At 58.0% G+C, this 457-nt stretch carries 1 protein-coding gene; it reads right to left on the reverse strand.

Annotated features, from left to right (window positions below; translation table 11 throughout):
• The coding region (locus HMPREF3178_RS21670; protein WP_228705145.1) for a fimbria/pilus periplasmic chaperone at positions 1 to 457 on the reverse strand (457 nt) is incomplete at both ends.

Genomic DNA, 457 nt, shown 5'->3' on the forward strand with positions numbered 1-457 from the left:
CGGCGTTGAGTTCGGTGACCGTCAGGTAGTAGGGAGTGGGGTTGATCAGCGTAAGCGTGCCTGCGCCGCGGCGGAACTTCAGCTTTTCCGCAGCCTGATCCGGCGGCAGCGCCAGCTTTGCCGGACGGTAATAGAGCTTGATGCGGCTGATGATCGCCAGCTGGAGAGTGTTGTCGCTGAGCTTTGATTTATCCATCGACGGGATCGCTTTGACGTTCATCCAGAACAGCGTTTCCCGATCCTGCGGCAGCTGGTTGCTGGTGGCATCAATGATGCGCAGGGTATTCTCTTTTTTTCCCTGCATGGCGAACAGCGGCGGGGTGATGACAAAGCGGCCGTCCTTCGCGCCGTCGGCATTCTCCACCCATGACTGAATCAAATAAGTGCTCTTTTCGTCGTTGTTGGTGACCGCCAGCTGAACCTGCTTTTGCCCGGCAGGATAGATGACGCGGGTCGC

The organism is Klebsiella sp. HMSC09D12, from assembly GCF_001808475.1.
GTDB classification, from domain to species: domain Bacteria; phylum Pseudomonadota; class Gammaproteobacteria; order Enterobacterales; family Enterobacteriaceae; genus Klebsiella; species Klebsiella oxytoca.